The organism is Agrobacterium sp. CG160-95, from assembly GCF_053521725.1.
Window position 1 is genome coordinate 1 of sequence record NZ_JBNWDU010000009.1, and the last position, 26,330, is coordinate 26,330.

Annotated in this window: 23 protein-coding genes and 2 pseudogenes; 11 read left to right on the forward strand and 14 right to left on the reverse strand. The window is 57.7% G+C overall.

Annotated elements, in window-relative coordinates:
* Positions 1-334: 334 nt before the first annotated feature.
* Together ACQZ63_RS24095 and ACQZ63_RS24100 are read right to left on the reverse strand one after the other, a co-directional pair.
* On the reverse strand, positions 335-751 hold the full coding sequence (locus ACQZ63_RS24095) for a hypothetical protein (RefSeq protein ID WP_236776475.1): 417 nt from the start codon (positions 749-751) through the stop codon (positions 335-337).
* Positions 752-879: 128 nt separating this feature from the next.
* Positions 880-1,785, reverse strand: a complete 906-nt coding sequence (locus tag ACQZ63_RS24100; RefSeq protein ID WP_076845683.1) for a LysR family transcriptional regulator — start codon at positions 1,783-1,785, stop codon at positions 880-882.
* 121 nt (positions 1,786-1,906) lie between these two features.
* Between ACQZ63_RS24100 and ACQZ63_RS24105 the strand changes: the two genes are divergently transcribed.
* On the forward strand, positions 1,907-2,962 hold the full coding sequence (locus ACQZ63_RS24105; RefSeq protein WP_112179253.1) for an aldo/keto reductase: 1,056 nt from the start codon (positions 1,907-1,909) through the stop codon (positions 2,960-2,962).
* A gap of 98 nt (positions 2,963-3,060) precedes the next feature.
* Here ACQZ63_RS24105 and ACQZ63_RS24110 read toward each other — a convergent pair whose 3' ends face one another.
* Both ACQZ63_RS24110 and ACQZ63_RS24115 read right to left on the reverse strand, forming a co-directional pair.
* On the reverse strand, positions 3,061-3,435 hold the full coding sequence (locus tag ACQZ63_RS24110) for a VOC family protein (protein WP_111790369.1): 375 nt from the start codon (positions 3,433-3,435) through the stop codon (positions 3,061-3,063).
* Between the two features lie 169 nt (positions 3,436-3,604).
* Positions 3,605-4,225: an FAD/NAD(P)-binding protein gene (locus ACQZ63_RS24115; protein ID WP_236776476.1), complete on the reverse strand. Its 621-nt coding sequence runs from the start codon at positions 4,223-4,225 to the stop codon at positions 3,605-3,607.
* 265 nt (positions 4,226-4,490) lie between these two features.
* Here ACQZ63_RS24115 and ACQZ63_RS24120 point away from each other — a divergent pair.
* A pseudogene (locus tag ACQZ63_RS24120) lies at positions 4,491-4,589 on the forward strand (SDR family oxidoreductase); the annotation flags it as partial.
* A 228-nt stretch (positions 4,590-4,817) separates the two neighbouring features.
* Positions 4,818-5,519 carry an alpha/beta hydrolase gene (locus tag ACQZ63_RS24125; RefSeq protein WP_112179256.1) on the forward strand — a complete coding sequence of 234 codons (702 nt, stop codon included), beginning with the start codon at positions 4,818-4,820 and terminating at the stop codon, positions 5,517-5,519.
* A 515-nt stretch (positions 5,520-6,034) separates the two neighbouring features.
* On the opposite strand, the gene ACQZ63_RS24130 is transcribed toward ACQZ63_RS24125, so the two are convergent.
* From ACQZ63_RS24130 to ACQZ63_RS24160, 7 genes are all read right to left on the reverse strand, one after another.
* A complete protein-coding gene (locus tag ACQZ63_RS24130; RefSeq protein WP_003519315.1) occupies positions 6,035-6,310 on the reverse strand; it encodes a hypothetical protein in 276 nt (91 codons plus the stop codon).
* A 70-nt stretch (positions 6,311-6,380) separates the two neighbouring features.
* Positions 6,381-6,761: a DUF6481 family protein gene (locus tag ACQZ63_RS24135; protein ID WP_003519316.1), complete on the reverse strand. Its 381-nt coding sequence runs from the start codon at positions 6,759-6,761 to the stop codon at positions 6,381-6,383.
* A gap of 362 nt (positions 6,762-7,123) precedes the next feature.
* Positions 7,124-7,333, reverse strand: coding sequence for a cold-shock protein (locus ACQZ63_RS24140; protein WP_003519318.1), 210 nt, complete (start codon positions 7,331-7,333; stop codon positions 7,124-7,126).
* A 446-nt stretch (positions 7,334-7,779) separates the two neighbouring features.
* A complete protein-coding gene (locus tag ACQZ63_RS24145) occupies positions 7,780-8,910 on the reverse strand; it encodes an NAD(P)/FAD-dependent oxidoreductase (RefSeq protein WP_112179258.1) in 1,131 nt (376 codons plus the stop codon).
* Positions 8,911-8,932: 22 nt separating this feature from the next.
* Positions 8,933-9,961, reverse strand: coding sequence for a Gfo/Idh/MocA family protein (locus ACQZ63_RS24150; RefSeq protein WP_112179260.1), 1,029 nt, complete (start codon positions 9,959-9,961; stop codon positions 8,933-8,935).
* Positions 9,962-9,980: 19 nt separating this feature from the next.
* Positions 9,981-11,489 carry an amino acid ABC transporter permease/ATP-binding protein gene (locus tag ACQZ63_RS24155; RefSeq protein ID WP_112179262.1) on the reverse strand — a complete coding sequence of 503 codons (1,509 nt, stop codon included), beginning with the start codon at positions 11,487-11,489 and terminating at the stop codon, positions 9,981-9,983.
* A 60-nt stretch (positions 11,490-11,549) separates the two neighbouring features.
* On the reverse strand, positions 11,550-12,383 hold the full coding sequence (locus tag ACQZ63_RS24160; protein WP_065658948.1) for an ABC transporter substrate-binding protein: 834 nt from the start codon (positions 12,381-12,383) through the stop codon (positions 11,550-11,552).
* A gap of 224 nt (positions 12,384-12,607) precedes the next feature.
* Between ACQZ63_RS24160 and ACQZ63_RS24165 the strand changes: the two genes are divergently transcribed.
* The 4 genes from ACQZ63_RS24165 to repC all read left to right on the forward strand — a co-directional run bounded on the left by ACQZ63_RS24165 (position 12,608) and on the right by repC (position 17,818).
* The gene (locus ACQZ63_RS24165) at positions 12,608-13,675 is read left to right on the forward strand and encodes a LacI family DNA-binding transcriptional regulator (RefSeq protein ID WP_173998034.1); all 1,068 of its coding nucleotides are present in this window, start codon (positions 12,608-12,610) and stop codon (positions 13,673-13,675) included.
* Between the two features lie 420 nt (positions 13,676-14,095).
* On the forward strand, positions 14,096-15,379 hold the full coding sequence (gene repA / locus ACQZ63_RS24170) for a plasmid partitioning protein RepA (protein WP_003518687.1): 1,284 nt from the start codon (positions 14,096-14,098) through the stop codon (positions 15,377-15,379).
* Positions 15,376-16,401: a plasmid partitioning protein RepB gene (gene repB / locus ACQZ63_RS24175; protein WP_173998036.1), complete on the forward strand. Its 1,026-nt coding sequence runs from the start codon at positions 15,376-15,378 to the stop codon at positions 16,399-16,401. Before repA ends, repB begins: the two co-directional genes overlap by 4 nt.
* A gap of 202 nt (positions 16,402-16,603) precedes the next feature.
* Positions 16,604-17,818: a plasmid replication protein RepC gene (gene repC, locus ACQZ63_RS24180; protein WP_173998038.1), complete on the forward strand. Its 1,215-nt coding sequence runs from the start codon at positions 16,604-16,606 to the stop codon at positions 17,816-17,818.
* Positions 17,819-18,458: 640 nt separating this feature from the next.
* Here repC and ACQZ63_RS24185 read toward each other — a convergent pair.
* Positions 18,459-20,971 (reverse strand): annotated as a pseudogene (locus tag ACQZ63_RS24185) (CoA transferase).
* 24 nt (positions 20,972-20,995) lie between these two features.
* A complete protein-coding gene (locus ACQZ63_RS24190; RefSeq protein ID WP_173998041.1) occupies positions 20,996-22,684 on the reverse strand; it encodes a GMC family oxidoreductase in 1,689 nt (562 codons plus the stop codon).
* A gap of 160 nt (positions 22,685-22,844) precedes the next feature.
* Between ACQZ63_RS24190 and ACQZ63_RS24195 the strand changes: the two genes are divergently transcribed.
* Positions 22,845-23,774 (forward strand): LysR family transcriptional regulator, encoded by a 930-nt coding sequence (locus ACQZ63_RS24195; RefSeq protein WP_025591781.1) that lies wholly within the window; start codon positions 22,845-22,847, stop codon positions 23,772-23,774.
* A gap of 56 nt (positions 23,775-23,830) precedes the next feature.
* Here ACQZ63_RS24195 and ACQZ63_RS24200 read toward each other — a convergent pair whose 3' ends face one another.
* Positions 23,831-24,715, reverse strand: a complete 885-nt coding sequence (locus ACQZ63_RS24200; RefSeq protein WP_025591783.1) for a LysR family transcriptional regulator — start codon at positions 24,713-24,715, stop codon at positions 23,831-23,833.
* 117 nt (positions 24,716-24,832) lie between these two features.
* Between ACQZ63_RS24200 and ACQZ63_RS24205 the strand changes: the two genes are divergently transcribed.
* The 3 genes from ACQZ63_RS24205 to ACQZ63_RS24215 all read left to right on the forward strand — a co-directional run bounded on the left by ACQZ63_RS24205 (position 24,833) and on the right by ACQZ63_RS24215 (position 26,329).
* Entirely contained in the window at positions 24,833-25,294 is a 462-nt protein-coding gene (locus tag ACQZ63_RS24205) for a VOC family protein (RefSeq protein ID WP_013637024.1), read from the forward strand.
* 62 nt (positions 25,295-25,356) lie between these two features.
* Entirely contained in the window at positions 25,357-26,022 is a 666-nt protein-coding gene (locus tag ACQZ63_RS24210) for an SDR family NAD(P)-dependent oxidoreductase (protein WP_111784016.1), read from the forward strand.
* A 1-nt stretch (position 26,023) separates the two neighbouring features.
* On the forward strand, positions 26,024-26,329 hold the full coding sequence (locus tag ACQZ63_RS24215) for a putative quinol monooxygenase (protein WP_003517063.1): 306 nt from the start codon (positions 26,024-26,026) through the stop codon (positions 26,327-26,329).
* The last annotated feature ends 1 nt before the right edge of the window (position 26,330 follow it).

Here is a 26,330-nt window from a genome sequence, read left to right on the forward strand (position 1 = left end):
ATGCGGCCATCAACGACTTTCGACAAAACCTCGATCCGCTGCAAATCGCGCTCGCTCATCGTGATCAATCCCATCCGCAATCTCCCCGGTATCATTCAGATCCGGGGAGTGTGACATTCCAACTTTGCAGAAACAGGACACTTTAACTTTGCGGCTACATACGATAATCGCATAACATATATTATGGAACTTAGTTTGTCCAAAAGGCGATGTTTTTTCGATCCTCACTTGATCTAAGCGATACGCGCAGGTGCAAACGGTGGGTGGTTCTATAAGTCGTCACCCTGGGGCATTCTCCCGATCCAGACCATCGAGGCGCTTTCAGGACGAGCAGTTATGAAAGGTTTTCTCCGTAAAAAAGCATCATTACAGTGAAGACGAGAACACCAAAGCCTGCCAGGCCGAAAGCGCGAAAAGAGGAAGCTCGACCTTTCTTAAGCAGCGCTGCCACAAAAGCGCACAGAGACCAGAGTGCCGTGAAAATTATCAATAACCAGGAATACACAAACGGACCAAGGTCGTAGCCTCCCCCGCCAATTGATGGTTTAGAACTTGTATCGACTTGAGCTGCTATCAGAACCGACACAGGGACAGCTAGCATCAGCAGCCAAATATAGAGCGACTTGTGTTTCATACGGTTTAAATCGCTTTTTTTGGAGGTCGATCCGCCAGTTCTGGCGTATATGTTTGACCCGGTGTGGCTCGTCAATATCGTGATACCTGCTCTACTAGACTGCACGGCGAACGCCAAGGGAGCTTTCCATCCCCGGCAGGAACAACTCAGTGGCGCGGGACAGACATGTCGGTGCTTGAAACCTAACGCGAGACGTCGACTCGAGTTCGGGCGAGGGTATCCTCCCCGATAGGCGGGTTTCTCTGCTATGTAACTTTGCCTTGCTTGGCCAGGAAATCAAGAAGAGCGCGCACTCTGGAAGGCAGCGGGCCACCCTGCCCTATATGAATGGCATGAAACTCCTCCCGGTCCCCAGGATTATACTCGTCGAGCACCGGCACCAGTCGGCCGGCCCTCAAATCATCGCGTATCGTGAAGTTGGCGAGACGGGCAATTCCATTTCCAGCGAGTACCAGTTGGCGCAGCGCCTCGCCGTCATTGGCCTGGACACGGGCGACGACTGGGGCAAAAATCGTCGCGCCTTCCGATATTAACGGCCAGCCATCCATCGAGCGGGTGTAACCAAGGCCCAGCCTGTCATGCCTTTCAAGCTCCTCGATAGTCCGGGGAAGGCCACGCCGGTCGACATAGGAGGGAGCAGCGACGATCGTCATTGCAGTATCGCCAAGCCTACGCGCGACGAGGCTCGAACTTTTAAGCGGGCCTGCTCGAACTGCAACGTCCACTCGCTCCTCAAGCAGATCGACGACAAGGTCGCTTTGTACGATATCGACGGTAATCGCAGGATATCGCTCCAGGAATTCCGGGAGTATGCCGGCGAGGACATGGGTGGCATAGGAGGCGCTGGTGCTCAGGCGGAGGCGGCCACTGGGCACCTCACCCGCACTGGCGATCCGCTCGGCATCTTCGATGTCTGCCAGGATACGCGTAGCGCGCTCGAAAAAGACGCAGCCTTCCGAAGTCAACTTGAACACGCGTGTCGAGCGATTGATGAGACGGGTACCCAGCCGCGCCTCCAGTCTCGCGACCAGTTTGCTCACCGCCGACGGCGTCATTCCGACGCTGCGAGCAGCTGACGAGAAGCCACCGCGCTCGACAACCTGCACGAAGACTTCCATTTCTCCGGATCGATTGACTTCCGCTCGAGCCATCTGGTCCCTGATTTCACAAATGTTGTTCCCACCCGCAATCTATATCACGAAAGCCGGATCTCCTATCTCTTCCCCATCAGGTGGCGCAAGTCGCTTCCATTTCTCAAGAAAGGAAGACCAGATGGAATATCGTTCTCTTGGCCGATCAGGCCTCAAAGTCTCGGTCCTGAGCTTTGGTGCAGGCACGTTTGGAGGGGCAGGTCCCCTTTTCAGTGCGTGGGGCACGACCGATGTCTCCGAGGCAAGGCGACTTATCGATATCTGCGTCGAAGCGGGCGTTAATCTGTTCGATACCGCAGATGTCTACTCGAACGGTGCATCGGAGGAGGTGCTGGGTGCAGCGCTGGAAGATCGTCGCGAGACCGTGCTGATATCGACGAAGACCAGCCTGCCTATGGGAGAAGGGCCGAACGATGCTGGTTCCTCCAGGTTTCGCTTGATCAGATCGGTCGAAGACGCACTTCGCCGGCTTCGGACGGACTATATAGACATTCTGCAACTTCATGCCTACGACGCCCGGACACCCGTCGAAGAAGTCTTGTCGACCCTCGATATGCTCGTTCGTGCGGGAAAGGTCCGCTATGTCGGCATCTCGAACTTTTCGGGATGGGAAATCATGAAGTCGCTGGCGGTTGCCGACGCGTACGGATGGCCTCGCTACATTGCCAATCAGGTGTACTATTCCCTTCTCGGCCGAGACTACGAGTGGGATCTGATGCCACTGGGTATGGATCAAGGCCTTGGAGCACTCGTCTGGAGTCCGCTTGGCTGGGGGAGGCTCACGGGAAAGATCAGGCGCGGCGCTCCCCTGCCGGAGAGCAGTCGTCTTCACGAAACCGCAAGCTTTGGTCCTCCGGTCGATGAGGAGAATCTCTACCGCGTCGTCGATGCCCTTGAAGACGTCGCAAGACAACTCGACAAAACAGTTGCGCAAGTGGCGCTCAACTGGCTTACAGGCCGGCCCACGGTATCTTCCATTATCATGGGAGCGCGAAACGAAGAGCAGCTCCGGCAAAACCTCGGAGCGGTCGGTTGGCATCTCACCGATGATCAGATTGCTCTCCTGGACAATGCGAGCGTCTTGACGCCGCCATATCCGCATTTCCCCTATCATCGTCAGGAGGGCTTTGCCCGCCTTAATCCGCCGATGGTAGGTTCCAAGATGCGTGGATATTGAGCGTAATGTTGCGATTAATGTGGTGGATCCGGCTACAAAAGTTATGCAGAAAGACCAACCCACACCGCTGTGAGAATACCAGCGCTATTGGCACTGCGTTACTTTGTCGGCTGAGACCGTGCGCTCAGTTTATGTCCGTCCGGATCACGAAGATAAGCGACGAAGGCCCCGTTCGGGCGCTCATTCGGCGGGTTCTCGATCGATGTGCCGCCGTGCATAACACCGGCGTCGTGCCACGCCAAAACATGCTCGCGGCTCAGGGCGGCGATTCCGATTGTCCCGCCATTGGCAACGGTCGCCGCCTTGCCGTCGATCGGTTTCGTGATCATCAGCCGTCCGCCTTCGTGAACATAAATCAGTCTGCCTCTCGCATCCATCTCGCCGGGTCTGCCGCCCAATGCAGCGAACGTGGCGTCGTAGAAGTTTCTTGACCGCTCCAGATCATTACTTCCGATCATGATGTGCGTGAACATGGTCTCATCTCCCGTAAGGCAGTGCGCTGGCAGCAGGGGGCGAGCTCCCCCTGAGCCAGGAGCTCAATTGTCCGCTTTCACCGTACACCGTCCCGGGGGCCTCGCAAAGCGTGGCGAATTTGAAGGGAATTATCGTCCCAGGCTTTCTCAAAGAGTGGAAGAAATGTATTCAAAAAACAGCAGGCCGTAAGCCTTCCACCGCCTGGTCCGTGAGATGCGAAATCCTATATTCATCGATCAGGTCGCGAATACGCTGCGCGACGAAGATTGCATGCTTGGTAACCTGCGGCAGTTCTCCGAAAGTGCCGCGCGCAAGCGGACCGGCAATAAAGAGTGAAGTCGTGCTTTCGCCTGAAGCCGATACGGGATTAGACTTGGCATCGACCAAGATGCCAAGTCCGGTCGAGCAGGGTTGCAACAGGCCACCCTGCTCCAGTTCTCGAAGCATGGCTTGGCTTTGAAGGATGCCGCCATGCGCCGGGCCCGTGGTAACGACGATCGCGTCGACATCGAGCGCTTCGAGAAGGCTAGTGCGCTGGGGTCGAAGCATTGCCCTGTAGCCGGCACCAATCCGCGGTATGCAAGTGAGCGAGGCAGCCCGAACATTCATTCGGCCGCTTGCGATCAGTTGCTCCACAGCAGCTTCCACCTGCGGAGCGATGCGAAAGCGATGAACATCCCAGACCGGCCGCAAGTGTCGGGCAACGCGCCGTCTCTCAATGACAGGCAGATTTTCCCATATGTCCCTCCCCTGCGCCCTCAGCGCATCCACGACGCTATGCCACGTCATTCCCCGTTCCTCTGCTTCTCGCAGCGTGTGGCGAACCTTATGGAGCAACTCGCTTTCAGAGGTGAACGGTTCAGACAGGAAATCGCCGAAAGGCTCCTGCCCGACAGGGCCATGGCCGCGAGACCGCAAGCCTCTGCGAGAGAAAGACGTTATCTGGCCAACATGGCCCCTTCTCTTGAGCGATGCAACCACATCGGCGGAGGTCAAGCCATTTCCGACGATGAGAACTCGATCTCCAGTCTCGACGGCGTCGATCGGTTAGCCCGACGAAATCGCCAAGGCGACCCTCTTCCTCGCCTCCGACGATGCGAGCTTCGTAAACGGCGCCGAACTGTTTGCCGATGGTGGCCAAGCCCAGGTCTAAACCCTTGGACGGGAGCGGGCCGCGCCCGCTCTTTTTTCTCCTGGGGCACCAGCGTTTACAGACCCATCAGAATGCACCAATCTGTTTCGATGAAGTCGCTCTGGTTCAAACGGCCTCCAAAAAGCAACGTTGAATCGCTGACTGGTCAGGACTTCAATGAATGAGATACGTTGGCTTCGTTTATCGCGGAAGACGATGATAAACTTATTCTGATGATTGAGAGAAAATATGGAAATTGAATCCAATATCGACATCGTATCCAATGAGTTGGAATCCATTACCATTACTCGGGTTGAGGCCAAGAACCCAAAGTGCGTTGCTTTGTTCGCAGTCGGTCGTGGCGGTAATCCGTCACGCCACCGTCATTTGCTGCAGACCTTGGCTAACGGGAATTGCACGGTCATCGCACCACACTTTGAAATGCTGACCTCAATCGCCCCGACCAAGGCCGAGTTGGACATGCGCATCCGCAGGCTCGAAGCATCTATAGACGATTGCACCTCCAGCAATCTCCCCATCGTGGGTATCGGGCATTCCATTGGAGCTACGGCCATGCTCGCCCTTCAAGGTGCCGAGGGCGAAACCCTTGATGGGCAGCAACTGATTACAGGCTCCACGCCACGCCTCGAGCGACTGGCCGTCTTGGCTCCGCCAACGGACTTCTTCCGCCGACCAGGTGCGCTTGACCGTATCAAGATGCCGATGAAAATCTGGGTGGGAGCCAAGGACACAATCACGCCCCCGGCCCAGTCTCGTTTTCTCATGGATGTTCTAACCGCCCAGGCATCTGTGTCGCTCCAAGTTGATCCCGATGCCGGCCATTTCACATACATGGACGAATTGCCACCAAATGTCCCGGAACCTCATCCAGATCGACACACTTTTCTCGCTGGCTTGGCCGATCAAGTAACCGCGTTCTTAGTCGCATAGCGGCTAATGCGGTTAGCAGATAACCGTCATGCCGCGACCGTGGGACAAGCATTGCTTTTAAAACACCCGGTAGGTCCGCATGCTGTCAGCGATTTGTCCACGCGCCCTGGCAGATAGCCTTGAACAGGTCGTTGACGCGTCACTCGACGCTAACGTCTTTCCACTTGGTCTATTGGTCGAGGCAAGTGGCTCGCTGCGTTGCCTCAATGCTCGCTGATAGTGCGGCGAGTTGCGAGGGCCGGCCACCAGTCGCGTTCAGATCCGCATGGGCAAAATGATCGAACAGGCCGTGATTGAATAAACTGTTAGCTCTCACGGAGCCGAGAGCTCGATCCACTGGTGTGGAATACCGGGCACGTCAGTTTCAGCTTTAAGGCCAGCTCGGCCACCCTGGCACAGAGAAGGGAGAAAAAGCCAATCCCTCAACCAAACCCTGATCAGAAAATCGTACTCGAAGGTGGCGCACTTCTCCTTGGAAATCGGCTCAGTTCCTCGTTGAAACCGATGTCCAGGGGTCAGGCACGGTCGTAAGTGAAGGACGTCAGCAATGTCGTCACGAAGTTGCTCGCCCGTTCCTTTACAAGCACTTCAGTCCACTCGTCGGTTCCTCGAAGTCGAAGATCGGAGTGGATGCTGTCGACCGCAGCTTCTTCAATACGTTTTATATGGGCCTTGAAATTCGCTTCTCCACCGTCATGGTACATGTCGCGAATGACCATGCGCAGGATTTCCTGGATAGCGATTTGCCACGACGTGTTGATTGCCTGGAGCTCGTTATTATCCGGTGCCATGGGGATGCTTTCGTTAGAGTGTCACCAGCATGACGCCGTCATGTTGTGGGGTCGGCGTGCAAGCGCAAGGTTAGGCTTGTCTTGCCTTGCGGTTAGCGTAGCGCCGGTCGCGTTCAGCCTTTCGCATCGTCTCATCTTCAATGACCCGGGCTATACGTGCCTTTTCGGCACTCTCCCGCGCTTCGATTTCTGCGACTGCGACCGCCTCAATCGCTGCCTGGCGCTCCAAAGCGTCGGTCTCGATACGCTGCTGTTCCTCAAGCTTCGTGCGCTCGCGTTGAAGACGTCGCTCTTCTCGAGCTGTGGCAATGGCTGCTCGTTCTGCCTGTCTTGCCAGCCTGGAAGGTTCTAAAGCGGTCTTTGCCGCGCGGTACGCATTGAGCAGAGCAGCTTTGGCTTCGGTAGATGCGGCGCGACGGTCGGCGACGTCATTGTTTCGGGCGTTCTTCATGGATATCCTGATAATGAGTGGAAGAGAGATCATCGCGTTTTGGCGCGTTTTATGACCAGACTGATGGAGCAGTGGCCCTGCCTTCTTGGCAAGACGTGCCGCTGGCAGCCATTCGGTCTACGGGGCGTGGGCGCCGTATTCCGACACTACCGCAAGGTTGCTTTTGACAGAAAATAACATCTGGATGCCGGTGAAGCAGATCGTCGTCTGCGAGCCGGATCCACTTTGTTTTTCTGCTCTTGCAATCTCAATTGGTTCGGCTTGAAACCGAAACGAAAAAGGCCAGGCAAAACGCCTGACCTTAATGAAGCAGCTTCCGACAGTGCCAGTACATCCGTGGTCAAAGGGAAGCAAATCTTGATTTATGCGGCCTGCAGATTGGTAGCAGACATCTTGCCCGACTTGTTGTCGCGCTCGAGTTCGAAGCCGATCTTCTGGCCTTCAACGAGCTCGCGCATTCCGGCGCGCTCGACAGCGGAGATATGAACGAACGCATCAGCGCCGCCATTGTCGGGCTGGATGAAGCCGAAGCCTTTGGTGGAATTAAACCATTTTACTGTGCCAGTGGTCATGTTGAACCCTTTCAAAGCATAGAGTGTAGGACCGCGAAGCTGATGCTGCGCAGCGAGGAAACCGACTATTTTTGAAATGGAAGTTCGCTTAAAGCGCGGTGCCAATCGCGCGGTAGACAAAGCTCGGCAAGCAAAAGATCGATGATGTATGTATAACGGACTGAAGTCGTCGCGTCAACGATTAGTTTTCAAATAATGCAAAGTCACCTTTAGGTTGTGCGGCGCGTCGGGACGCAGGGTGCCAACTCCTGCCCGCGTGGTGCCGGTTTTTCTATGCGTGGCAACGGTCTGATTGTATCTCTGAACCCTAGGTTTTCTCCAGGGTCCGTGCAGCCGACAAGGGCATTAGCCTCATGTGAGAGACCGGACGGGCGTTTCCATATCAATAAAAAAATGCCGGCCGCGGCGGCGGCCGGCTCATTTTGGCGATATCTGCCTCACATTGCTCAATTCAAGGGGAAACGCTCAGGTCGGAAGGTTGCGAGCATGGGATGTTCGGTGCCTGTCGCAACCTCGAACGCGAGCAGCTCGCCCACGATGAGGCCGAGTGTAGCACCGCTGTGGCTGAAGGCCACGTAGTAACCGGAAATACTCTTGATGGCTCCAATCACCGGCTCGCCATCGCCGGGGATCGGTTTGCCACCAACGTCGATGGAAGCCACCTCGAGTTTCGGATTGCCTTCCATCACCCGCGCAGCCTCAACCAAAAGCTCTGAAACAACGCTATCGTCGATATCATAGCTGCCGTCTGCACGCACTGTCACACCCTCATCGGCCGCCCAGTCGGCATCCAGGGAGAATGTGCGGCCCGGCGCCGGGCGAACGGCGACGCGCGGTGTATTGAGAACAGCGCGCAGGGGATGGGCGAGCGGTCTCGTCTGCACGAGAAGGGCGATCGGTGTCCCGTCGGCAATGGTCTGTCCGCTTTCCGCAGCCATCTTCGGGACGGCAGGACCGGTGGCAAGCACGACGGCATCCGCCCGATGGAGAACAGCATTTGCAGTTTGCGCGCCAATGACACGACCACCCTCGATCACCACCCGTGCAGCACCTTGGTCCGTTACCAGAACGCCACCGAGTGCGAAAAACTCCTCAAGCAGCACACCAATCAGCGTCGGCAAATCGACCCAGCCTTCGCCGGGATTGTAGATTGCGCCCTGTGGAGTGATTGCGCCGGCGTCGACACCGGGCACGACGCGGGCGACTTCGGCTGCTGAAAGGCGCTGCGCATCATAGGCAAGCGAAACTTCGTGGCGATAGGCCGCGTCGATCTCGTTGCGCTCGTCATCCGCGTCCCAGGTCAACCCGCCATCAAAGCGAAGCCATTCTGCGCCGGGATTCTGCGCCGCGAGTGTGCGATACCGGTCGATGCCGGCCATACGCAGCCGATGATAGGGCTCAGAGCGCATGCGTGCCGAGTTCAGCCAGGACAGCGAGCGGCCGGAGGCACCATTGGCCGGCGGCCCGTCATTGAGGATCGTCACCTTAATGCCGCGCCGCGCAAGCTGTACGCCAGTGGAAACGCCGAAGATACCGGCGCCGATGATGACGGCCGAAGAGATGGTGTTGTCGGTCATGGAATTGGCTTTCAATCAATTGTCATACGGATGGGGGTAAGGCATCGGGGATCTCCCAGCGACCGCTGGCTGCGGAGCGGAACAGCGCGTCAATCGCCGTCATATTCGCGATTGCGTCGCCAAGCCCCGTCTCGAGTGGTCCGCCGGAGAGGACAGCCTCGGCGAATGCATCGGCCTGTTCGCGATACTGGTCGACAGGCCCGATCGCGATCTCCTCGCGGCCGCCGCCGGCAAGATCGCGACCATCATCAAAGACAAGAATGGTCGGCTCATCAGCCGGTGCATTGAAGGGAATGGGGATTTCCAGACGCCCGCGCGTTCCAAGCACCGTGACCTTCTGCGTGAGGGAGAGTTGTGTGGAACAGGTGAAGGCAAGCTGCCTTCCCTCTGGAAACGCCAGCAGCCCGCTCGTCAGCCGGTCCGTGCCGAAGACGGGATCGCGCTCCATGAGGGCGATCGCCCGTACCGGTTCCGCGTCGAACAGGAACCGCGCCGTGTTGATGGCGTAACAACCAACGTCGAACAGACCGCCGCCGCCAATATCAGCCTGGTTGCGTACATTCCCGGGGTCGTCGAGATAATAGGAAAAGATCGTCTGGATGGCCCTCACCTCGCCGAGGCGCCCCTCGTCAATCAACGCGCGCGCCTTTTTCCATTGCGGATGGTGGCGCACCATGAAGGCTTCCGCGACCGGCAGGCCCGCCGCCTTTTGTGCCGCTGCCAGTTCCCTCGCCTGCTCGGCATCAAGCGCGATCGGTTTCTCGCAGAGTACGGGTTTGCCCTGCGCCAGTGCCTTTATCGTCAGTGGCACGTGCAGATGATTGGGCAAAGGGTTGTAAATTGCGTCTATTTCCGGATCGGCAAGCAGTTCCTCGTAGCTGCCATAGGCCTTGGCGATGCCGAAGCGGGCCGCCATCTCCTTCGCCTTCGCGGCATCGCGCGAGGCGATTGCCGCAACGCGCCCCAGGCGGCTGGACTGGATGGCGGGAATGACCGCCTTGGCAGCAATGCCTGCGCAACCGAGCACACCCCATCGTATCGTTTGTGTCATTGGTTTCTCCTCCCGGCGCTCAGAGCACTTCCGCTAGGAAGCGCTGGAGACGCGGGCTTTGCGGGTTGTCGAATATTGCCTCTGGCGTGCCGGCTTCAACGACGCGCCCCTCGTCCATAAAGACGACCTGATCGGCCACCCGGCGGGCAAATCCCATTTCATGCGTGACGACGACCATGGTCATGCCACGCGTGCCGAGCTCAGCCATGAGGTTGAGCACGCCCTTGACCAATTCCGGATCGAGCGCACTCGTCACCTCGTCGAAGAGGATAACCTCCGGTTCCATGGCAAGCGCACGGGCAATGGCAACGCGCTGCTGCTGCCCGCCGGAAAGACCGCCCGGACGGTGGTGCTGGCGGCTCGCAAGGCCGACATCGGCAAGCCTTGCCTTGGCAATGCGCTCGGCCTCGGCTGCGGGCAGGCCCTTGATCTTCGTAAGCGACAGCATGACGTTTTCCAGCGCCGTGTGGTCGGGAAAGAGGTTGAAATGCTGGAATACCATGCCGACCCGGCGGCGCAGCGTTTCCGGCTTCATTGCGAGAATGCTTTCGCCATCGATAAGAATATCGCCGCTCTTCGGCTCGACCAGACGGTTGAGCCCACGCAGCAAAGTCGATTTTCCGGATCCGGACGGGCCGATGATGCAGGTGACGCTGCCTGGCTTGACTAAAAGATCGACACCCCTCAGCACATCAAGATCGCCATAGGCCATGCCGAGACGGCGCACATCAAGGCTGCCGCCCTTGAACGAGACGCCAGTCGCGCGAGCTGCACTGTCGAGTTCACTGACTTCCTCCAGTCCGCTGGTGAGGACGGCGGGGCGCTGCTTGCCAACCCGCAGACGATTGTCGATCGCATTGACGACATGGGTAAGCGGCACGGTAACGACGAGATAAAATACGCCTGCCAGCAGGAGCGGTGACAGATTGCCGGTCACCACCGCCTGGTCCTGGCCCACGCGAAAGATCTCACGCTCTGAGGCCAGAAGCCCGAGGAAATAGACCAGGCTCGAATCCTTGACGTTGCCGATGAACTGGTTGACGAGGGCCGGCAGAACGCGGCGCACGCCTTGCGGCACGACGATAAGGCGCATGCCCTGGCCATAGCTCATCGACAATGCCCGGCAGGCCTCCATCTGCCCACGGTCGACGCTCTGGATACCAGAGCGGAAAATCTCGCCGATATAGGCACCGGCAATCAGGCTGAGTGCCAGAATGCCGAGCGGATAAGGCGATGGACCGAAGAGCTCGCGGCCAATGCGGGCAAAACCCTGGCCAATGAGGAGAATTGTGACGATGGCCGGCAGGCCGCGGAAAATATCGGTATAAAGACGAGCGGGAATGCGCAGCCAGGGCGAGCGGGAAATGCCCATGATCGCGAGCATCATGCCGATGGCGACGCCAAGCACAGTCGAGGTCGCAGCCAGGATCAGCGTATTCTTGAGACCAACGGTGATCATGGTCGGCAGCACTTCGGCCATGGCATTCCAGTCGAGGAAGCTACGGCGCAGGTTTTCAAGCCAGTTCATCAGGATATCCCTTGAAAGAAAGGCCGGTCCGACCGGTAAAGGCCGGACCGGAAGGTGGCATCACTGCTTGGGAAGATATGCCTGCGGCATCGGCGTGCCGGGGAACCATTTTTCGTGCAGCTTTTTCCAGGTGCCGTCCTGCATGGCCTCTTTCAGGCCCTTGTTAAGCGCCTCGCGCAGCGCATCGTTACCCTTGCGGATGACGAAGCCGGCGGGCGCGTCGAAGCTCGGAATGTTGACTGCGACTTTTAGCGCCGGATAACGGGCGGAATAGTCCTTTGCAGCCTCGAAATCGAGGAAATGTGCATCGACCGTCCCGTTGTTGAGTGCGGAAACGGCAGAATTGTTATCCGGGAACTTCACGAGATCGGTGCCGGCAAAATTCTTCTCGGCATAGATTTCCTGAAGTGTACCCTGCACCACACCGAGACGCTTGCCTTTGAGACCCGCTGCATCGGTGATGCCTGGCTCCGAAGTGAGGACGCTCAAGAAACCTGCAAGATAACCATCAGAGAAATCAATGGTCTCCTTGCGCTTGGCAGTCGTGCCGATCGCAGCGGCCGCAACATCGAAGCGGCCGTTGGCGACAGAGGGCATCAGGGCCGAGAATTCCTGGCCGGTGAACACCACCTGTTCCTTCTTGAACCCAAGACGTTCGGCTACGTTGAGGAACAACTCTATGTCGAAACCGGTAAAGTTGCCGTCGGCGGTGGTGAAGGCATACGGCTTGGCATCGCCCATCGTGCCGACACTGATGGTGGCGGGATCGATGAGGCCAAGCGGATTGTCGGCAAGTGCGGGCGTCGCCGCGCCTGCAAGGACACTGAGTGTGATCGCGGCCGTGGTCGAGCGAATTTTTGCGAAGGCGGATGTTAAGGCTTGGGTAAATTGCATTGTTTTCTTCTCCTCTGGTGTCGTTGTCTGCGATAAATTCAAGGCGCACGGGTCCCACCCGGTCGGCGTATGATGTCACCTACCCGGCCCACGCAGTTCGCATGTCGGAAGTCTTTTTATGTTTGAGACCGGTCTCAATTAGAAAGAGACCGGTCTCTTTGGATATTGGCAATTGTTATCTTCGCATTTGCCAGTCGTCAAGTTCTCTTGTAAGGCTACCGCTTATGGACAAGATCCCACCTAAAACTCCTTCCGTGACAGTCGCTGACGTCGCACGCCAAGCCGGCGTCTCAAAGGCAACGGCTGCACGCGTACTGGGTGGCTACGGAACCGTCAGCGACCGGGTGAGAGAGGCGGTCCTGGCAGCGGCTCAGTCGCTCGATTATCGCCCCAATGAGCTTGCTCGCAGCATGACGACAGGTCGTTCAGGCACCATCGGCGTCGTGGTGGGAGATATTGAAAACCCCTTTTTTAGCCTTGCCGTGCGAGGCATCACGGATATTGCCCGGCAGGCAGGCTTCACCGTCATCCTCACTAACTCGGGTGAAGACGTCGTTGCGGAAAGAGCGGCCATCCGCACTCTGCTTGCCAAGCGTGTCGACGGTCTCATCGTCTCGCCGGCCAAGGAAAACGATGTCGAGCATCTGCATGAGGTTATTCGCTCGGGGCTGCCGCTCGCGTTGCTCGATCGTGGAAGCGACACGCTCGATGTCGACACCGTTATTGCCGACGACCGGCATGCTGCCGAGAATATTACACGCCGGCTGATTGCGCTCGGCCACCGCCGCATCGCCTATTTAACCGCCTGCGACACGCCGGATCAGCGGTTCCGCAGTGCAGACGACATCAGTACCGGTTCGGTCAGGCGACGCATCGAAGGGTATCTTGGTGCGTGCAGTGAGGCTGGTCTGACCAACATGGAAAGCTGGGTACGGGTCGGTGCCGTCACGCAGCAAGAGACGCATCGCATCGTTACCGAAATGCTCCAGTCGGCGCAGCGTCCGACGGCAATCATTGCATCGGACAGTATAATCGGCCTGGAGGTGTTCAAGGTTCACCGTCAACTGGGGCTTAGCATCCCGGACGACCTGTCGCTGGTATCGTTCCATGATGCGGATTGGACGTCTGTAACAACGCCTCCCGTGACCGTCGTGCGCCAACCCGTCTACGATCTCGGTGCGACGGCGGCCAGGTTGCTGGTCGACCGGCTAAATGGCAAAGGTCAGACGGTCCGCAAGGTCGTTCTGAAAACCGAAATCGTTGAACGTGCCTCCATGCGGGAAGCACTTTGACTCGGTAGACGGTGTTGAAATGCTGCTTTGATCCCTCCGTCTTTTGTGACGGCCCCTCGCCGATCGATCCGCTGTCACTATTATCGCCAACGTAAAAACGGCGCTGGTCCTCGGTCAGACAGAATCCGATAGATCGGCTCGCAGCCGGCCCCTTTTAGTATGGCCGAGTGGTTGCCTCTTGAGATCGAATGTCGTTCGATTCGCCATGGTGTAGATTTTTTGCAGTGAAAATCTCGTTTCGACCGACGCTGATGACCTTGATTGCCGAGCAAAAATGCAGTTGCCGCCGCAGGGGCAGGATGTCCGAAACATTCTATAAGTATCTGATTGTAATTTATAAAATGGCCGCCTCTATTCCCCTGTCAACCACGGATGTCAATATCCGGTTAACCGTAAATAACTGGACGGCGAAACAGAATCATGTTGTACCTTTGGCGGACGATGGTCGGCAAACCGGCGAATGCCCGCCAAGAGGAAAATATGGCGATAGCAAAACACGCAGAAATGACGAGCGGTCAGAAGGAAGACGCGGGCGCCAAGATCATGCGCCATGCGGGTCTTCTGTCTCAGCAGTTGCAGGACCTTCGCACCCGCATGTATCCTCCGAAGTCGGAGAAAAGCCTGCGGCCGTTCCTCACCAACGAAGTCTCCAAGCTGACCTCAATACCCGATTCTACGCTGAAACTCATGTCGAGCGAAGGCCGTGGACCGATCCCTGGCCGGCTGGAAAATAACCATCGTGTCTATACGCTTGCTCAGATCAATGAATTGCGCGAGCTCTTTGCCGCCCAGAAGCCTTCTGAAGCGCTGAGATTTTCTCCTCGCCGACGCGAGGGCGAGCATCTCCAGGTCGTTGCGATCGCCAACTTTAAGGGCGGCAGTGCCAAGACCACGACCTGCGTCCATCTTGCGCATTATCTCGCGCTGCAGGGCTACCGCGTCCTTGCTCTTGATCTCGATCCGCAGGCATCACTTTCTGCACTGTTCGGCGCGCAACCTGAGTTTGACGTTGGTGCCAACGAAACGATCTACGCTGCTCTTCGCTACGACGACGCCGAGCGCCGGCCAATCCGCGATATCATCCGCAAGACCTATTTCGACGGGATCGATCTGATACCCGGCAACCTCGAAGTGATGGAATATGAGCATGAAACGCCGCGGGTTCTGGCGCAGAAATCGGGCTCGGGAGCGATCTTCTTCGAACGGTTGAAGCTTGCTCTTGCCGAGGTTGATCAGGACTATGACGTCGTCATTCTCGATACTCCGCCGTCTCTCGGGTTTCTGACGCTGAGTGCGATTTATGCTGCGACCAGCATGATTATCACGGTACACCCGGCGATGCTCGATGTCGCATCCATGAGCCAGTTTCTCCTAATGATGGGAGATCTGATAAGCGTGCTCAACGAGAGCGGAGCACAGCTTGATCAAGATTTCATCCGCTATCTCATTACCCGCCATGATCCCAACGACGCACCACAGTCTCAGGTCGTTGCGTTGATGCGCCATCTCTTCGGAACGGATGTGCTTCTTCCGACGCTGATTGAAAGCACTGCTGTCGAGGCAGCAGGACTTGCAAAGCGCTCGATTTACGAACTCGAAATGGGCCAGATCGGCCGTGACACGCATAAACGCGCACGCGAGGCGGTTGATGCCGTCAACGAAGCGGTCGTGAAACTCATCAACACCAGCTGGGGACGCACATGACCAACAAGTCATCGCGTAAATCCATCGTTGCAAATTTTGGCCTGCTGTCGGCGGAACTTGAAAACCGGCTGGCGACCGATGCTCCTGTCTCCCCGCAGCAACCTGCACCAACTGCACGTGTCGGTGCCGGCGTGATCGGTGCGGCGCACAGGGCGATCGACGACATCAAATCGGAACGCGACCGCCTCAAGGCGCTTGTTGAATCGGGTGGTGGTGCGATCAGAGAGCTCGACCCGTCAAAGGTCGATCCCTCTCCCTTTCCCGATCGTCTTCCAGATGACGATGCATCGGATTTCGAGTCTTTCAGGAACTCGATAAAGTCCGAGGGGCAAAAGGTCCCGATCCAGGTCCGCAAGTCACCAGCATCGCCCGATCGCTATCAGGTTATCTACGGCCATCGCCGGCTTCAGGCAGCCCGCGATCTTGGAATTCCGGTCAAGGCGATCGAAGTCGAGATTTCCGACGTCGAGCTTGTCATTGCGCAGGGTATTGAAAATGCCGATCGCCAGGATCTGACCTGGATCGAGCGCACCCTGTTTGCCCGCCGTATGGATGATGCCGATGTGAAGCCTCGTGATATCAAGGCGGCATTGTCTATCGACGATCCCGAGCTTGCACGAATGCGAGCGGTTTATCGCGCCCTTCCGCTCGATATCGTCGAGACAATTGGTCGGGCAGCCAAGGTCGGTCGTCCAAGGTGGGTGGAGTTTGCAAAGGCTTTCTCCGAACAGCCTGACCTGCACGATGAACTGCGCAGCGTGCTTTCGGCCGCTACGCAAAGACGGCTTGGATCCGATCAAAAGTTTCTTGCCGCCTTTAACGCCCTGAAACCTGCCGCACCGTCGAAGGCCGGCAAGATGATTGCCGGCGCCGCAGGCGAACCACTTGGCAGCTTTTCTCGCACGAACAGGGATATCCGTATTTCTGCGGATACACCGGCCGGAGCAGAATTCCTGCGTTTCATCGAGGCGCAGCTGCCATCACTGGCTGAGCGGTTCACGCGTGAAAGATCAAAGATTTGAACTGAAGCTGAGAAACAGACTTCGGAACCATTTTAAGTAAGGAAAACGCGCAAAAGAAAAAGGCCCCCGAAACGTTGCCGTCATGGAAGCCCTTCTCGTCGTGTGAGAGCTAGAGAATCGCATTTCCATGAATCCTAGTCAAGAGTCTTTGGCACCGTTTTGGTGAGCGTAAATCTTTTGCCTTTTTGAAGAGGCGAGGGACATGGAAGGTGGACAAGTGACGACGCCGTTTGGGCGGCGGTCGGTAACGCTTGCGCTTGTGAAGCAGCAGATTGCCACGACCAGGATCAAGGAAGGCAAGTCGGCAGACAAATGGAAAGTTTTCCGCGACGCATCGGAGGCGCGAGAGGTGCTTGGTCTGCAGGATCGCAGCCTTGCAGTGCTCGATGCGCTTCTGAGTTTCTATCCTGAAAATGAGCTGCGCCAGGACGCACAGCTTATCGTTTTCCCGTCGAACATCCAGCTGTCAATTCGTGCGCATGGCATTGCGGGCGCTACCCTGCGGCGTCATCTTGCCTTGCTTGTCGATGCAGGGCTGATCATCCGCAAGGATAGTGCAAACGGCAAACGCTACGCCCGAAAGGATGGTGAAGGCTCGATCGAGCACGCCTTCGGTTTTGACATATCGCCGCTTTTGATGCGCGCCGAGGAACTGGCATGCCTTGCCCAGCAGGTGGCTGCCGATAGGATCGCGTTCCGCAGGGCAAAGGAGAACCTAACGATCTGCCGGCGGGATATCCGCAAGCTGATTACGGCGGCCGTCGAAGAGGGAGCTGCAGGCGATTGGGACGAGCTGGAAGAACAATATCTGGCCGCTGTCAGGCGAATTCCTCGAAACCCGACGCTCGACGAACTGAGAGATTTGGGCATCGAGATGGATAATTTGCGGCAGAACATCATCAACCAGTTGAATTCCGATGATTTTTCTTCAGAAATGACCACCAATGATGCTCAAAATGAGCGTCACTTACAGAATTCAAATACCAACCTCCTTAATGAACTTGAACCTAGCTCTGAAAAAGCGCAGGAGGCGAAGCCGAGCCAGAATAAGCAGGCCGAACATGTGCCGATTAAGGCTTTTCCGATTGGTCTCGTCTTGCGCGCCTGCCCCGAGATTTTAAACTACGGTCCTGAAGGCCAGATCAGAAACTGGCGAGAACTCATGACGGCCGCCGTGGTGGTCAGATCGATGCTCGGGGTGAGCCCGTCCGCATATCAGGAGGCCTGTGAGGTGATGGGTCCGGAGAACGCAGCAGTGACGATCGCCTGCATTCTCGAGCGGGGCGGCCACATCAATTCGGCCGGCGGGTATCTCAGAGACCTAACCAATCGGGCCAAGCGAGGTGAGTTTTCGCTGGGGCCTGTGCTGATGGCGCTATTGCGGGCGGCCGGTCATTCGGTGAAGGCAACGGGGTGACGTTGACGTAATGGATGAGGGTTCCCGTTGCGCCGGTGTTTCCATCTGGAGACTGGAGCATTTGAGGAATCCACATCCAGGTTTGGGGGCTTTCCCTTCATTTTCCGGCCTTCCATATCAGTTCCTTCCGCCTTAATGTTTACGACCCAACGACAGCTGAACTCTTGTTGGATTGCAGCCAGGTTAAAAGGCCGAGAGAGACTGACATCAGCTACCGGACGTTGTTCACGGAGCTGATGCGGCGGACGTTGGGTGCCTAACTTGCGGCGGACTTCCGTTTGGAAGGGTAGTTCGTGACTGTGACGGTCAAATAACGCGACTATTGGTATTTCAATCTCACTAGCGCCGTGGACAAGGATGAGCGAAGCTATTTCGGGTCACACTACGATAAGCAGATCACGGTGCGGTATGATCATACGGCGCCCAGATGAAGATTGTGGTTATGGATTGGGGATTGATCACTTTCACCCCGGCAGCCTCGAAAGTGCTTGTATAAGTCATGTCGAGGCAAAAAGTTCTTTCATGGCACTTCCTCCCAAGGTGCCATGTTGAATATCTAACCCGTTAATGCCATCGCGCACTTGGACGGGCCGTGAGCGGCTTCGGTATCCTCCTCAGAACACGAAGCTGCCGTGTCCTGCTAACTCGGCAGATACTCTGCGCTCCAACTCTCGCTGATCGTGCCGGATGCAATCAACCGATCGATCTCGTTATCGGTGTAGTTCAGGTCGCGGAGAACGGCGCACGTGGAGGCGCCGTACTTCTCCGCTGGCGTTATAGCCGTCACCTTGCCGACTGCCGGACGGATGGCGAAGGGGTCGAGCTGAGTGACGGTGTGCCCGCTCGGATGGTCTGGAAAAACCGAGAATGAATAACTGCCCCGGTCGATCCCCGGCGTGCCGTCGGCAATGCGGGCGCTGCGGCTGCGGATCTCCTCGATGTTCTCGCAGAGAGATACGCCGATATCGGCTTTCTGCAGGCGCTGTTGCCAGGTTTCAGCAGGTGCCGTCATGAAGGCTTTCGCCAGATAGGCCTCGCGATCGGATGCGGCCATCTCGACAATTGCCTCAAGCCCCTCCGCCCTGCCGAAGCGTGGCAAATCAACTTCCGAAGCACAGAGGAGAATATGATCCCCCGACGCCGTTTCGTAGAGCTGCGACAGGGCGTTATATCCCTTGGTCTCGCGACCGGAAGGCTCATCGAAGGGACCTCGGTTGGCATAGTCATAGCAGAAGGGTATCTGGGCGAGACCGGTAAGCGCTGACAGCGAGGTCCGCGGACGGCCGATGACCCCGGTTCTGGATTTCTGATACAAAGCCGCTGCAATGCCGAGCGCAGCGCCGAAACCGCACATGACGTCAATGGTACCGACATGGGCGTGTTCCTCCGGCGTGTCCATGGAGCCGCCAAAACGTAACATGATGCCGGTTGCCGACTGCACGAGGTCGTCATAGCCGAGATAGTCGGTACGCGGACCGGTGCGCACGCCGCCGAAGCAATCGAGCTGGCAGAAGATCGCTTGGGGGTTGAGCGCTTTCAGGCTTTCGGCATCGAGCCCCATCGCCTTGACCTGACGGTCGGTGGCGTTCCAGACAACGACATCGACTGAGCGCACCAGTTCTTCGAACACGATGCGGCCATCGGGCGAACCAATGTTCAGCAGCACGGACTGTTTGCCGCGCATGTGGGACATGCCGAAGATCACGGTGTTCCAGCAGTCATAGAGCGGCTTGGCCGGATCGATCTTGATGACCTCTGCACCGAAGCGGGCAAGATAGGCGACCGAATGCGGACCGGCGATCACATTGCACAGATCGAGAACCTTGACGCCGTCCAGCCAGCCGCCGGGAGCCTCATTCGCTACAACCGGCAAGGAAGGGTGCTGCATGCCGGCGAGCAGTGCTAGCGCCTCCTTGGCCGTTCCCCAACGTCTCGGGCTTGGCGTTAACATAGATTCGGCGCTCTCCTGCAGCCAGGCCATAGGCCCCGGCTGGGTCATGCGGCCGAAGATCGGATCGTCCACTTCGATCATGAGGCCGGCAGCCTTGGCATGATCGTCGGCGATCCATTCCTTCAGCCAGCGTTGCGGCGCACCCGGAAACAGCCCTTCTCCGAAGACACGTTCCCATTCAAAAGCCGTTTTGGTCAGGAAAACATCCTTCATGCGAGCCGCGATTTTGTCAGCCCAGAATTTTGGGAGCGGATAGACACCGAGCGAAACGTCCGAAGACCACTGCGAAACTGGAAGATAGGTGTCTTCCTCCTCGCGCAGTCCTTCAGCAACGAGCTCGTCGTAAATGCCAAGCGCTTGCAGGCAGCGTTTGGCATGGTTCTTGTGGCTGGGGCAGACCACGTAGACATCCGCCCGTCGGCGCACCTATAGCTGCGATAGAAGGGATCGAGAAACTCCTGGAGGTCGTCAAAAGACATGTCCATTTGCGGGTCCTCGCCGCGCCGACGCTCGATTTCCCGCTCACGCTGGGTTTTATAACGCAACGGATAGTCGTCAATCAGAATGGAGTTGTAGGACAGGCCCTCCATGACGGCGCTTGCCAGCGGCACCTCAATATGATCGCCGTGGCCGGTGCGCTCACGCGCCTGAAGCGCCAACACCGTCGCGGAGGCCGCAAGCATCGTACCATATGCGGAAGAGAGTGGGAGCGGCGAGAAAGACGGGTTGATACCCATAAGAACGCGGTTTAAGCCCATATCCGTAAAGACGCCCGACGAGGCTGCGATCACTGTCTCGAAGGCTCGCCAGTCCCGGGGGAGTTCATCGTCGGAGGCGAAACCTGGGATAGACAGGGTGATCAGCTCAGGCCGCGATTTACGCAAAGTCGAAAAATCGATCCCGAGCCGGGCAAGCACACCGGGGCGGAAGTTCTCGATCACAATATCAGCCTCGGCCACCAGCGCTTTCGCCTCAAGCAAACCCTTCTCCGTTTTGAGGTCGAGTGCGACGATCAGCTTGTTGCGGTTGAGGATGGCGTTGGCGGGATTGTCCCAGAGCGGCCCGCTGGGGGGATCGATATGCACGACGGTCGCGCCGAGATCGCCAAGTATCATGGCCACGGCCGGGCCAGCAATATACTGCCCAAAATCAACGACTCGAACGCCGGAAAGCGGAAGCGTTGAACGTGCTATTGATGTCATCCTGTAACCTCCCCCAATAGTTTTCTATGCGTGTGCGTCAGCAACAATCCAGCCGGCTGCCTTTTCGGCGATCATCAGCGTCGGCGCATTGGTGTTACCACTGGTGATCTTCGGCATGATGCCCGCATCGACGACCCGCAGTCCCGCGATTCCGCGAACTTTGAGGCGACTATCGACAACCGCCATAGGATCGTCATCCCCGCCCATCTTCGTCGTACCAACCGGATGGAAGATGGTATTGGCAATATCGCCCGCGAGCCGCGCCAGCTCCTCATCGCTTTGGAACTGCGGGCCCGGTTTCCACTCCTCCGGCCTATATTTCGCCAATGCTGGCTGCGACACGATTTTGCGCACTTGCCGCAGACTTTCGGCAGCAATCCTGCGGTCTTCGTCCGTGCTGAGATAGTTCGGCGCAATCGCCGGCGCGTCCGACGCCTTATTGGAGCGAATACGAACGCTGCCCACGCTCGATGGATTGAGGTTGCAAACGCTGGCTGTGAAAGCGGGGACAGTGTGCAACGGTTCGCCGAAGGCGTCGAGGCTGAGGGGCTGGACGTGATACTCCAGATTGGCGTGGGCCTGGCGTTCGTCCGAACGGGTAAAGGCGCCCAGCTGCGAGGGCGACATGCTCATCGGACCACTGCGTTTCAACGCATATTCGAGCCCTATCATCGCTTTACCAAAGACGCTGTTGGCGAGCGTATTCAGCGTTTTCGTATTACCGACCTTGAAGACGGCACGGATCTGCAGATGGTCCTGAAGATTTTCTCCGACACCTGGCAGGTCGTGTTTGACCTCAATACCGAAACGCTTCAGCAATCCCGCTGGACCGATGCCAGATAATTGCAGGATTTGTGGTGAGCCGATGGCGCCGGCCGACAGAATGACTTCTCCCCGCGCCCCAACCTCCGTGCGCTGCCCTTGACGCTCAACAATAACACCGATGCACCGCTTGCGACCAGATGCCTCGTTCGCAAGGATCAAACGCTCGACATGAGATTGCGTCCAGATCGTTAGGTTTGCGCGGTTTTTCGCTGGGCGCAGGAAAGCCTTGGACGTGTTCCAGCGCCAGCCCGAGCGCTGGTTCACCTCGAAATAGCCGACGCCTTCATTGTCGCCACTGTTGAAATCGTCCGAACGCGGAATGCCCGCTTCCATGGCGGCTTCTGCAAAGGATTCGAGGATATCCCATTTCAGCCGCTGCTTCTCGATGCGCCATTCGCCGCCATGGCCATGCATGTCGGAAAACCTGCTGTTGCCACCAGTCTTCGGGTCTGCGCCATGGTCCAGCCGGTAGTGGTCCTCATGCGCCTTGAAATCGGGCAGGCAATTTTGCCAAGACCAGGCATCGTCGCCGGTTGCCGTTGCCCACCCGTCAAAATCGCGTGCCTGACCACGCATATAGATCATGCCGTTGATCGACGAGCAGCCACCAAGCGTCTTACCGCGAGGATAGCGTAGCGAACGACCGTTCAGTCCGGCGTCCGGTTCGGTTTTGTACAGCCAGTCTGTGCGCGGGTTGCCGATACAATAAAGATACCCGACCGGGATATGTATCCATGGGTAGTCGTCCTTGCGGCCGGCTTCCAGCAACAGGACACGTTTTGACGGGTCACGACTGAGGCGATTGGCAAGCAGGCAGCCTGCAGAGCCACCACCGACGATAATGTAGTCAAAAACGTCGTGGAAATTGCCGGAACCACCATTCCTCAATGGGTTACCCTCCAATCGCGATGGAACACCACACAATTATAAGACTGGACACTTTGCAGTGGCATGCCATGCTTCCTCCCTGCTTTATATGCAGGCATAGCCAACATTCGCTCGTGAAATCCAATGACAAATTCAACCAAGCATTATAAGTGAAATTAATATGCTGGAAGGTATCGATCTGAGAACATTGCGAGCGTTCGTTACCGTGGGGCGAGAAGGGAACGTCACCCGCGCCGCCGAGCACCTGCACGTTACGCAGCCTGCGGTGACGCTTCAGTTGAAACGCTTGGCCGCTGACACCGGGCTAACCCTGTTCCGGCGGACCTCGACAGGTTTGGAGTTGACACAGGAAGGTGCACTGTTGGCGGCAAAGGCCGAGCAAGTGCTGGCGGCGCTGACGGACTTCGGCCAGACAGCCGGGCGTTTATCGACCGGCGTCCGGGGAAAATTGCGGATCGGTACGATCATCGATCCGGAGTTCACACGATTAGGGGCGTTTCTGAAAGCACTTATCGAAAACGGGCCAGGTATCGAGACAACGCTGCGTCATGGCATGAGCGGCGATGTGCCGGAGAGGCTGAAGCGAAACGAACTCGACGCCGGTTTTTATCTTGGTGATCCAAGGGACTATGACCCGCCGACCGATATTACTGGAGGGAGTACCGCGTCGCTTTTCCACTCTCGCGCACTTGCGCAATTGACCTATTGCGTTGTCGCTCCGCCATCGCTCGCCAACTTTGTTCGAGGGGCCAACTGGTTACAGCTTGCCTCCCTCCCCTGGATCGGCACGCCACCCGCATCGGTCCATAACCGGATGCTGGCACGGCTGTTCACCAATCTTGGCGTTCGCCAACAGATTGTCGCCCAGGTCGATCAGGAAGCGTCAATGATTGCCATGACACGCACAGGGATAGGGCTGAGCCTTTGCCGGGAATCGATTGCCCTTTATGAACAGCAGTCTCATGGACTGGTCATCGCTGATAATGTGAAGCTCTCGACGACCTTAAGTTTCCTCTGCCTGGAAGCGCGTATGAGCGATCCTTCTATCGTCGCTGCATTTGACGCAATCAAACGAGTTTGGGTTCAGTAAACCGACTTAGCGGTGAAGCTCTTGATAGGAATCGAACCGTCGGTGCGCCAGTCCCTTCACACACGCAGTGCATCGATGACGGCGCGCAGGCCAGCCGACAGGTATTTTCGCGTCGGGTAATAGAGATAGAGCCAGTCCTCGGGCGCACTCCAGGATGCCAGGCATTCGATCATGCTGCCGTTCTGGACATAGGGACGCGCGCGCTCTTCCCAGACGTAAGCCAGCCCCACGCCCGAAAGTGCCGCCTCGACCATCAGTTCATGGTCATCGAGCGACAGAGATCCGGTCGGCTCGAATTCGATGATCTTGCCAGCGCGGCTGAACTCCCAAGGGTAGGGTTTGCCGCTTGGATAGATATTGCGAATACAGACATGGTGACGCAAATCATCCGGGGTTTTGGGGCGCGGATAACGTTCGAAATAGCTTGTTGAGCCCACGACGGCAAACCGAAGCCGCGGTTTGATCTTCACGGCGGTCATGCCATCGCGCAGACTTTCTCCAAGACGGATGCCGGCATCGAACCCCTCCTCCACAATGTCGACAAGGCGGTCGGTAGCGACGATTTCCAGCTGAAGCCCGGGATTTTCTGCAATCAGAGGACCGATGACTGACCGGAATACGAACGGTGCGACCGAATTGGGCGCATTGATGCGAACCTTGCCAAAAGGCGTATCGCGAAACTGGTTGAGGGCATCGAGCGCCGAGCCGATCTCGCCGAAGGCGGGCGACAGTTGCGCAAGCAACATTGCCCCGGCATCAGTCAGCGACACGCTGCGGGTCGTTCGATTGAGCAGACGAATGCCGACGCGTGCCTCGAGATTACCCACCGCATGGCTGATCGCCGAGGCCGTCACCCCGCGCTCTTCACCGGCACGGCGAAAGTTGCGGTGACGGGCGACCGCATCGAAGGCCGCGAGTTCAGAGAGATCCGTACTGCGCATTGTCAAATCTCACTCATCATTGAGAGGAAGATTATCTCTCTAATCCTGATCGTTGAAAAGGTCCAGATTTCTCCTCGCAAACCGGCGCTTGTGCCGGACCACACAGGAGATAGGACAATGGCCGACTTCATTCCTCCCGCCCACAACACTGCATCACCCTTTGCCGACATGCGCGGTCATCACGTTGCCGTCCGCACGCCGGACCTCGAAACCGCAAAGCGCTGGTATGTCGAGAAACTCGACTTCCGTGTCGTTGCCGAATGGGACTACGCCGACGAACAATTGGCCTATCTCGCACCCGCGACTGACGACCATTTCTATGTGGAAATCCTGGGTGGCGGCGATCCGGCGCCGGCGGAGGTCCGCCCTTATACCGATCTCGGCGATAGCCTCAAATATGCCGGCTACCACCATTTCTGCCTGAATGTCGCAAGCGTCGACGCCACTGTCGAGGAATTGCGGGCGCGCGGCGTCACCATCGTGACCGAGCCGTTCGAGCTTTTGGCAATCAGCCGCCGCCTCGCCTTCTTCTGCGATCCCTTCGGCAATCTGATCGAGCTGGCGGAAGTCCTGCCGTGACCCTTTCTCACCCGGCTGGCCGTCACGGCATCGCGATGGCCAGCACATCAGGAGAATATCCCATGACGAACTCCATCATGATTATCGGCGCCGGCCCCGGCATCGGGCAGGCCGTTGCGGAGAAATTCGGGCGGGAAGGCTGGCATGTCGTGCTCACCGCTCGCAATGCCGATCGTCTCACCGGTCTGTCCAGAACCCTTTCCGGGCAAGGTCTCCACGTCTCGACTTTGCAAGCTGATGCGACCGACCCGGTCGCACTGCGCAAGGCGGTCGCCGAGGGCGACCGCCTGTCCGGCGGGCTGACGGCGGTCCTTTTCAATGCCGCGTTCGTGCGTGAACAGGATCTGTTCAGCATGCGCGACGATGAGGTCACGGACGACCTCGCCACCAATGTCGCTGCCGGCCTTCACACAATCCGGGCATCCGTTGAGTTGTTCGGTGCCCGCGGCGGTACGATCCTGGTCACAGGTGGCGGCCTCGCTGTCTCACCCCATGCCGGCTATGCCAGTCTCGGCCTTGGCAAGGCGGCCCTTAGAAATGTCGTCGAAGGTCTGGCCGGCCCTCTCGCCGAACGCGGCATCCGCATCGCGGTGGCGACAATCGCCACACTCGTCGGCCCCGGATCGACAGAGGCGAGAGAGGCAGCCGACACAATCTGGACGCTGGCGACGGACCCGACCGCAGGGTGGGAAGCCGTTTACCCCGCAGACGCCTTCAAGGGAGACTGACATGACCGAAACGTTGACTTTGATTGCCAGGCTGACGGCCAAGCCGGGCTGTGCCGCGACGCTTGGCGAAGCGTTGCAGGCTCTGGTCTTACCGACCCGCGCCGAGGGGGGATCGATCGACTATCACCTGCACCGCGACAACCATGATCCCAGCGTCTGGATTCTCTATGAGAACTGGCGATCGCGCGCTGATCTCGATGCGCATTTTGAGCAGCCCTACACCAAAGCCGTCATGGCGCGCTTTCCGGAGCTGCTGGCCCGCGACATGGAATTGACATTCTGCACCATGACATCGCCGCGCCCTTGAG

Excerpts from the sequence above, each read along its gene's own strand:
- ACQZ63_RS24100 (WP_076845683.1), bottom strand. The coding sequence starts at position 1,785 with ATGGCTCGAGCGGAAGTCAATCGATCCGGAGAAATGGAAGTCTTCGTG.
- ACQZ63_RS24105 (WP_112179253.1), top strand. The coding sequence starts at position 1,907 with ATGGAATATCGTTCTCTTGGCCGATCAGGCCTCAAAGTCTCGGTCCTG.
- ACQZ63_RS24110 (WP_111790369.1), bottom strand. The coding sequence starts at position 3,435 with ATGTTCACGCACATCATGATCGGAAGTAATGATCTGGAGCGGTCAAGA.
- ACQZ63_RS24115 (WP_236776476.1), bottom strand. The coding sequence starts at position 4,225 with ATGACGTGGCATAGCGTCGTGGATGCGCTGAGGGCGCAGGGGAGGGAC.
- ACQZ63_RS24125 (WP_112179256.1), top strand. The coding sequence starts at position 4,818 with ATGGAAATTGAATCCAATATCGACATCGTATCCAATGAGTTGGAATCC.
- ACQZ63_RS24130 (WP_003519315.1), bottom strand. The coding sequence starts at position 6,310 with ATGGCACCGGATAATAACGAGCTCCAGGCAATCAACACGTCGTGGCAA.
- ACQZ63_RS24135 (WP_003519316.1), bottom strand. The coding sequence starts at position 6,761 with ATGAAGAACGCCCGAAACAATGACGTCGCCGACCGTCGCGCCGCATCT.
- ACQZ63_RS24140 (WP_003519318.1), bottom strand. The coding sequence starts at position 7,333 with ATGACCACTGGCACAGTAAAATGGTTTAATTCCACCAAAGGCTTCGGC.
- ACQZ63_RS24145 (WP_112179258.1), bottom strand. The coding sequence starts at position 8,910 with ATGACCGACAACACCATCTCTTCGGCCGTCATCATCGGCGCCGGTATC.
- ACQZ63_RS24150 (WP_112179260.1), bottom strand. The coding sequence starts at position 9,961 with ATGACACAAACGATACGATGGGGTGTGCTCGGTTGCGCAGGCATTGCT.
- ACQZ63_RS24155 (WP_112179262.1), bottom strand. The coding sequence starts at position 11,489 with ATGAACTGGCTTGAAAACCTGCGCCGTAGCTTCCTCGACTGGAATGCC.
- ACQZ63_RS24160 (WP_065658948.1), bottom strand. The coding sequence starts at position 12,383 with ATGCAATTTACCCAAGCCTTAACATCCGCCTTCGCAAAAATTCGCTCG.
- ACQZ63_RS24165 (WP_173998034.1), top strand. The coding sequence starts at position 12,608 with ATGGACAAGATCCCACCTAAAACTCCTTCCGTGACAGTCGCTGACGTC.
- repA (WP_003518687.1), top strand. The coding sequence starts at position 14,096 with ATGTTGTACCTTTGGCGGACGATGGTCGGCAAACCGGCGAATGCCCGC.
- repB (WP_173998036.1), top strand. The coding sequence starts at position 15,376 with ATGACCAACAAGTCATCGCGTAAATCCATCGTTGCAAATTTTGGCCTG.
- repC (WP_173998038.1), top strand. The coding sequence starts at position 16,604 with ATGGAAGGTGGACAAGTGACGACGCCGTTTGGGCGGCGGTCGGTAACG.
- ACQZ63_RS24195 (WP_025591781.1), top strand. The coding sequence starts at position 22,845 with ATGCTGGAAGGTATCGATCTGAGAACATTGCGAGCGTTCGTTACCGTG.
- ACQZ63_RS24200 (WP_025591783.1), bottom strand. The coding sequence starts at position 24,715 with ATGCGCAGTACGGATCTCTCTGAACTCGCGGCCTTCGATGCGGTCGCC.
- ACQZ63_RS24205 (WP_013637024.1), top strand. The coding sequence starts at position 24,833 with ATGGCCGACTTCATTCCTCCCGCCCACAACACTGCATCACCCTTTGCC.
- ACQZ63_RS24210 (WP_111784016.1), top strand. The coding sequence starts at position 25,357 with ATGACGAACTCCATCATGATTATCGGCGCCGGCCCCGGCATCGGGCAG.
- ACQZ63_RS24215 (WP_003517063.1), top strand. The coding sequence starts at position 26,024 with ATGACCGAAACGTTGACTTTGATTGCCAGGCTGACGGCCAAGCCGGGC.